Source organism: Vibrio sp. Vb1574 (assembly GCF_033338675.1).
Genome location: NZ_JAWOTC010000472.1, coordinates 1 through 1,032 on the forward strand (window position 1 = coordinate 1; position 1,032 = coordinate 1,032).

The window sequence follows — 1,032 nt, forward strand, 5'->3', positions numbered from 1 at the left end:
CTGTCGCAGAAGTGCCTTCATCCCAACGAATAACGTGACCAAACTTGTTGTTTAAGCGCGGATTTGCTGGATTCGTTTCGTCTGTGCGGCGCGTGTTATTGGTTAGCGTGAGGTATACAGAGCCTGTGAACGGGTCAACCGAACACCATTCAGGACGATCCATTGGCGTTGCGCCAACAAGGTCAGCCGCGCCAGCCGTATTAATGATAATTTCCGCTAACGAGTTAAAATGATCAGCAAGCGTGCCACCAGATGTCGTCACACTATCAAGCGTTAGTGGCAACCAAGTACCTGTGCTGTCTTCATTGAAACGCGCAACGTAAAGTGTGCCTTCGTCCATGTACTTGTCGCCCGTCGCCAAGCGATTCGCAGGATTTGCATCAGCAGGATCCCAAGCCGCTGCAGACTCGAACTTGTAAAGGTATTCAAAACGAGAATCATGACCTGAGTAAAATACTACGGGTTTGCCTGCTTCTAGCTTACCGAAAGCACAACCTTCGTGGCGGAAACGACCAAGCGCGGTACGCTTTTTCGCACGAGAGTTTTGGGTATATGGGTCAATTTCTACAATGTAGCCATGGCCGTTCGCTTCGTTACGGTAATCGTCTGCAGAGCTGGTGCCTGTTGGTGCAACATTAAAACGCGTAAACTCATCTAAACGCTCTTCTGAGTTACCTGCCAATGTTTCCCACAAGTAACGCGTGCTCTTATCATCCACACCAATACGATCTTGTTCTTCTGTACGAGTCCCCGCATTAACGAAGTAGCCAGGCCAGTTCTCTTCACACGTGAGGTAAGTACCCCACGGCGTATAGCCGTTGCCACAGTTGTTTAACGTACCACGAGCTTGGCTGCCATCAGGCGAAAAACGCGTCACAGTAAGCGCCGTGTGAGCGACTGGGCCAGATAAATCCATCACTGTCGCACCAGTGTATCGGCGGTTAAGCGGATCGGTATCCACCAATTTCCACATATTGTCTTCTAGCTGAATACGAACAACGGAAACGCCGTGAGCGTTAATCTCTTTGCGAA

1 protein-coding gene is annotated in these 1,032 nt (G+C 49.9%); it reads right to left on the reverse strand.

What is annotated here, in order from left to right; genetic code table 11:
- Positions 1-1,032, reverse strand: a 1,032-nt coding sequence (locus R7O12_RS26965; RefSeq protein ID WP_318127126.1) for a PhoX family protein, incomplete at both ends; no start/stop codon positions are given.